The 5,785-nt window shown below is 54.4% G+C and carries 5 protein-coding genes; 4 read left to right on the top strand and 1 reads right to left on the bottom strand.

Annotated elements, in window-relative coordinates; all coding sequences use genetic code 11:
• The 4 genes from AAIR21_RS27105 to AAIR21_RS27090 all read left to right on the top strand — a co-directional run.
• Nucleotides 1-250, top strand: a 250-nt coding sequence (locus tag AAIR21_RS27105) for a hypothetical protein (protein ID WP_434682735.1), incomplete at its 5' end; no start/stop codon positions are given.
• Between the two features lie 162 nt (nucleotides 251-412).
• Entirely contained in the window at nucleotides 413-649 is a 237-nt protein-coding gene (locus AAIR21_RS27100) for a hypothetical protein (protein ID WP_434682734.1), read from the top strand.
• A gap of 310 nt (nucleotides 650-959) precedes the next feature.
• A complete protein-coding gene (locus AAIR21_RS27095; protein ID WP_434682733.1) occupies nucleotides 960-3,335 on the top strand; it encodes a hypothetical protein in 2,376 nt (791 codons plus the stop codon).
• Complete coding sequence (locus AAIR21_RS27090) at nucleotides 3,322-3,912, top strand: hypothetical protein (protein WP_434682732.1); 591 nt, start codon at nucleotides 3,322-3,324, stop codon at nucleotides 3,910-3,912. The genes AAIR21_RS27095 and AAIR21_RS27090 overlap by 14 nt, the downstream gene beginning before the upstream one ends.
• Nucleotides 3,913-4,731: 819 nt before the next feature.
• Here AAIR21_RS27090 and AAIR21_RS27085 read toward each other — a convergent pair.
• Nucleotides 4,732-5,175, bottom strand: coding sequence for an entry exclusion protein 1 (locus AAIR21_RS27085; RefSeq protein WP_434682730.1), 444 nt, complete (start codon nucleotides 5,173-5,175; stop codon nucleotides 4,732-4,734).
• Between the last annotated feature and the right edge of the window lie 610 nt (nucleotides 5,176-5,785).

Raw genomic sequence — 5,785 nt, 5'->3', positions numbered from 1 at the left:
GAAAAGACGCCCGGAAAAGGCAGGCCAGACCGTCCACGCTACGCGCGACCAGGGGTTAAAAAGACGCGGTTTTGACCTCCGTCCGGGGGACGTCCGGAAACCTGCTTTTTTAGCCCCTGGTCTCGCCTGCTCGACGGTCTGGCGGGCGCTGCCCCCACTGCGCCGTTCGTCCGTGGGCGGACTCATCCAACGGGGGTTGTCTGCGGCTGGCGGCTCCCCTGACGGCATTCACCCTGAACGGGTATCATAACGGCCTGACGCGCTGCGCTTGTCCAACGCCTCGCGGTCACGCAATACATTGCGCCCCCGCTCACCGTTACCGGCCACAGCAATAGTGGTGTGAGGGGATGTTTATTCCCCGATCCCCTTTCCATCTGGCAGACTTGCCGGATGTCTTTTAGCAGGAGGTGTTATGTCACGACTGACCGAATTAACCCCGATGGAAAAACGATTTCTGGATGATGCCGTCGCGGAAGCTGAACGGGTTGCAGGGAAAAAACTGAATCAACCGCAGCGGCGCATTGTGCTGAATCAGGCGCGTGCGCAGATAGAATCCGCGCGGTATGCGGCGAAGATGCAGGCCGCGCGTGCAGAGTCCCGGCAGGACGCGCAATTTACCTGGTCAAAGCCGAAGCCGTTCCGGCGCTGACAGATGACCTTTTGGCGGTTTCGCTGCAGATCACGCGCGAAACCGCCCGCCAGTCATCCGAATGCATAATCATGCATGGCCTTAAAACGCGCTGTACGCGTTTCTGAGCGTTTTTTCAGGGGAAGACATACATTTTCACGGCTCAGGGGGCAAAAACGCCCTGAGCGCGTTTTAGCGGTGCGCGTAATGCGACGTTATGGTAAATCAAACTTAGTAACAAATAACTTCATGCTGCCATCGGAGGGGCGTCCTATCGTATCTGCGGAAATTTCGGCGGTTTGGCGTAGAAACCCATAAGGATCTGGTTCTGATGGAAAATGACAGTAAAACGAAAATCACTTCGCACCTCCTGCACACGGTATTTCCTGTGCCAAAAAATGGTCAGGGACATGACTTCCTTAATCTGGACGACATGCTTGCTCACGCTGAAGGTGAAGCCACCGGATTCTATCTTGTTGGCCGCAGTGGAATGTGGCATCCCGGTATTCATCTTACCAGTGACACCACGCCCTGGTGTGCGCTGAGTGGTCAGGCTGCCACTGAACAGATTGATTTCCCTGTCGCGTTCAGGGGGGAGCAGGCCGTTCGATGCATGGCTGAGGGAGAAGTTGTTGCCTATCGTATTTGCCAGGATTATCTGAAGGTGCCGTGGATGCCCGGGGAGCTGCTACTTTCCGGTTCATTCTTGCTGGTCAGGCATTATATTCAGCCGGGGGAAACGGAAAAAAGTGGTTTGCAGTTTTACACCCTGTATATGCATCTGGCCCCGTATTCGGCTTATGAAGCAACGCAGGATAAACCGCTGTGGTGCGTGCAGAATGCGCTGTCAGCATATCATCCTGACTGGCTGATGGCAGCGCCGACCCATAATCCGGACTCAGTTAACAGCAGTTACCGTGCAGGCACGATCCCGAAAGGTGCCATCGTCGAATGGGATGAATCTGATGACAGTCTGCACGTAACGGGATTCGGTCAACGCAAATATGGCCTTGTGACTTACCGGGGGCTGAACGAGGAAGCGCAAGAAGCGCATGTGAAAACATCACTGAATCCCGGACAGCAATACTGGATGCTGGTTGATAACCACAATATTGAACCGGGAACCGGCTCTGTGGTCCGGCCTGCATGGTGGCGTTCTCTGATGCCTCCGGCGAAGGGGGGAATGATATTTGACCAGGTGGTGTGTCCTGAGCCTTTTGCTATTCGAGCCGGAGAGCCGGTCGGGCACATGGGGTATTTTCAGGCCCCGAAAGACGGCAGCTATGTCTCGCGTTACCAGGTGCATATTGAGTGCTTCAGTATGGATGACAATCTGCCTGATTTTCTCAGTAATCCTGAAAAGGTGGATGAGGATAAACCGCTGTGGCTGAGGTATTCACCGGGGCTGGAACTGTACAGCAAAAATATCCGGGCCGGTACGTTCGCGAAAGACGACAGAGTGACCGGCAGGTGCGGGCTACTAAAACTGAGTGAGCTGAGAACGGAGACGGATGCCACGACAACAGAGGAATACTGGCAGCTACTCCCTGAAAATGGCTATGTTTCCAAAACTCAGATGCAGCCGTTCCTGGTATCTCAATATGATCTGGGAAAGCGGGGATTCAGGACGGAAATAGCGGAGCCATCAAGTTTTGATTACCTTGACGGGAAAACCCAGCCTGCGGGACTGGTACGAAGAATTTTTGAATGGATGCTGGAAGCAGCGAAGAACGATCCTCGTCCCAGCCACGCGATGGCAAAACATGGCTATCAGTACCTGCTGAATAAGATCGACAGCGGAGAGAGGGATTACTCTTCAGGAGAATATCTGCGGGCTATTCACCGTAAGGATTACCGGGACGTGCTGCAAAAAGCGATAGTGAAACACCCCAGCGACTGGTATCACAAAAAAGGAGATGCCATCTGGCAAACCTATCTGGCTCCGCTCAAGAAAGAAGCCCCGGAATGGAAGACATACGGCGAGCATTTTATCGACAAGATGACCTGGATGCAGGATGTGACGACAGAGAGGCTGGGTCCTTCGCCGTGGCACATGCATCCACTGGTGTTTCTCGATGCCATCAATGCACGGAAGGCGAAAGGCTGGGCGCACAGTCCGTTTGCGAACCTGATTGGCAATGCGGAATCCGTCAATAACTACACCGCCTACAACCGGACTCACCCGCACCTTGAGGTGCACACCGATCCGAATCTGACCTCAATGACGATTGCGCAGGTTATGGCTGCACAGAAAAACCGCGAGATGTTTGCGACCGGGCGTTTCCAGATAACCCCGCCCGTCCTGCAGGAAAGCGTTCACCGGCTGAAACTGGACGTGAATGCGCGGTATGACGAGGCGATGCAGGACCGGATGTTTGAGGAATACATCATCAGGATTAAGCGAAAACCCATTATTGCGTATCTGGAAGGACAGGGCAGTGTGGAGGATGCGGCCTATGCCTGTGCGGAGGAATTTGCGTCGGTCGGCGTGCAGCAGGGACGCCCCATCAGCCCGGACCCGCATGCGTTTGAGCGAACACCAGATGGTCATCTGGTCACTGACAAACACGGACATCCTGTCCATAAAAAGCGGTATGCCCTGCAGGACGGGGTGACCTATTACGCCGGTGACGGGCTGAACAGGGCGCTGATTACACCGGATGCAATGATTAAGGCGCTGGAGGCGTCAAAAAATGAAGGGAAATAAGTTACTGGCCGGGGTCTTGTTCTTCGGCGTCATTCCGTTGTCGTGGGGGTTTCCGCAGGCCGGGGACTATAAAGTACTGGTCAGTCATGGCCCCTTCGCAAAAACCGTCAGCCTGTCTGACTCGCAGCAGCACAATACGGACAAATGGAAGAGCATCATGCAGCGGGAGCTGGTGAAGCCGGTGAACTTTGCCGGGCATTACCGGCTGTATCTCAGCCGGAACGGTGAGCTGCCGAAGGAGTGCGGGGACGATCGCTGGGTGTGCGGCTGGATCATCGACAAGACCACGGGGAAGGTGGTGTCAGAGCTGCCGGAGTTTAACGGCAATACTGCGTATTACTCCTATCATGCCAACGGCACGCCGGTACCGGAGGATTTTGCGCCTGATTTTTACCCGGACAGCACGATGTTATGGATGAACGGGGCAACGACACCGCGCTCAAACCCGGATGCACCTGAGAAATGTAATTATATTTCTTATAATTTTACCAGGAACACATTCACTATGCTTGAAGTCGGTGATAAGTGCGATGTGGATCATGGGGATGAACCCGAGTCCGATTATGAGAATGAGTAATAGCGCTACGTTTACCGGAAAATGACGGCTGGTCATCCACAAAATAAAAAGGATCTTCTTGAGATCCTTTTTTTCTGCGCGTAATCTCCTGCTCTGTAAACGAAAAAACCACCTGGGGAGGTGGTTTGATCGAAGGTTAAGTCAGTTGGGGAACTGCTTAACCGGGTAACTGTCTTGTGCGAGACAAGTCACCAAAACTGTTCTTTCAGTGTAGCCGCAGTCCGGTCAACACTTCAAGTACTCTCTAAATCTCTCGCACATCGACTGTTACCAATGGCTACCGCCACTGGCGTTTTGTCGTGTCTTTCAGGGTTGGATTCAAGTGATTAGTTACCTGAACGGGCGCGGTAGTCGGACTAAACGGGGAGTTCGTGCATATAGTCCAGCTTGGAGCGAACCACCTAACAGGAACCCAGTTGCACGGGTAGGAATGAGAAAACGCCACCTCGGAGTTACGGAACGGCGGACTGCAACGGGTAAACCTCAGGGTGGGAACAGGAGAGCGCACGAGGGAGCGACCCATCGGAAACGGTGGGGATCTTTAAGTCCTGTCGGGTTTCGCCCGTACTGTCGGATTCATGGTTGAGCTTCGGCTCCCACAGATGCACCCAAAAAGCGTCTGTTTATGTGAACTCTGGCAGGAGGGCGAAGCCTATGAAAAAACGGCAACGCCGCATCCTTTTTTTCCCGTCCCGTCAGTCCCTGCATTGCTCCTCCTGTTGTTCGTGAGCCCGCAACGCCCGCCGCAGCCTCATGACCGAACGCAGTGAGCGAATGAGCGAGGAGGCGTAATATCGTCTTATGCCGGCATGGGCACGTTCACTCCGTTGTTCCGCCCCGCAGCCGTGCCCATAATCCCTTTTTCTGCTGCCGCTCCAGCCTGTCATTCAGCCGGCTGATTTCTTCCTGCAGTGTTCGCCTTTCTTCATCGAACAGCCGGCGTTCGCTTTCCCGTGCTGTTTTATCCTCGAGCATCAGGGTGACGGCCTGTCTCAGTTCTGCAACCTCTCTTTGCAGTGTCTTAAGCTGTTCATGTGGGTAATTTTTATGTGTATTTTCACGGTGTGAATCACCGGGTAATTTTTTCTCAGGCAGGGTCAGGTTTCGGTACACGCGGATAAGCTCGGCCACCTCGATTACCGGGTTGTTCTTTTTGTCCCTCGATGTGCTTATTTTCCCTTGTTTTATATGGTTATAGAGCGTTCTCCGGGTAATGCCGGCGGCCTGTGCAGCCTGTGTCAGGTTGAGTTGTGTACCGGGCACTGTATACCCCTTGTTTTCTGATGTGTGTACGGTGTGTCATTTCACACCTCAGTATAACGGTGTTCGGTTGTGGTGGCCGGGTGCATTTTCTGACTTCACTGAGCCGTATCAACAAAGGGACAGGATATGTTTTGTTGAACCGCCACTGCGTGACGCCCCACAAAACGCCTGTCTGAAAGGCCTGCCCAAAGACGGGACCAGATGTGTTTTGTAGCACCGCCCTTCGTCGTGCAACCAAAACAGACTGGTCAGGGCGAAGCCCCGACACCCCGATCTGACGGCGTCGCCGGCGATGAAAAAATAGCGGCGTTTTTGGGCGTTTCTCGCCCCACTCTGTCGCCCCATGCTCTCGCCCTGTGGTATGGGGCGACAGCCTAGGGCGAGGAACCAGGGCGAGAGTTATCGCCTCATTCCCTCGCCGCACGCGCTCGCCTCATGCCATGCGGCGACAGGATGAGGCGAGCGTATGCGGCGAGAAGTAACTGAAAAACAAACCTTGTTCATGCGGCTGGATGCCGCACGACCTGCGGGCCGGAAGCCTTTTCGCCTGGATGCGAAAAGACGCCCGGAAAAGGCAGGCCAGACCGTCCACGCTACGCGCGACCAGGGG

This window comes from Enterobacter sp. PTB (assembly GCF_051130085.1).
GTDB classification, from domain to species: Bacteria; Pseudomonadota; Gammaproteobacteria; order Enterobacterales; family Enterobacteriaceae; genus Enterobacter; species Enterobacter ludwigii.
The sequence above is the reverse complement of the archived record's forward strand: the minus strand, read 5'-3'. Positions and strand labels throughout refer to the sequence as shown.

Coding starts and splice junctions, on each gene's coding strand:
- AAIR21_RS27100 (WP_434682734.1), top strand. CDS start 413: ATGTCACGACTGACCGAATTAACCCCGATGGAAAAACGATTTCTGGAT.
- AAIR21_RS27095 (WP_434682733.1), top strand. CDS start 960: ATGGAAAATGACAGTAAAACGAAAATCACTTCGCACCTCCTGCACACG.
- AAIR21_RS27090 (WP_434682732.1), top strand. CDS start 3,322: ATGAAGGGAAATAAGTTACTGGCCGGGGTCTTGTTCTTCGGCGTCATT.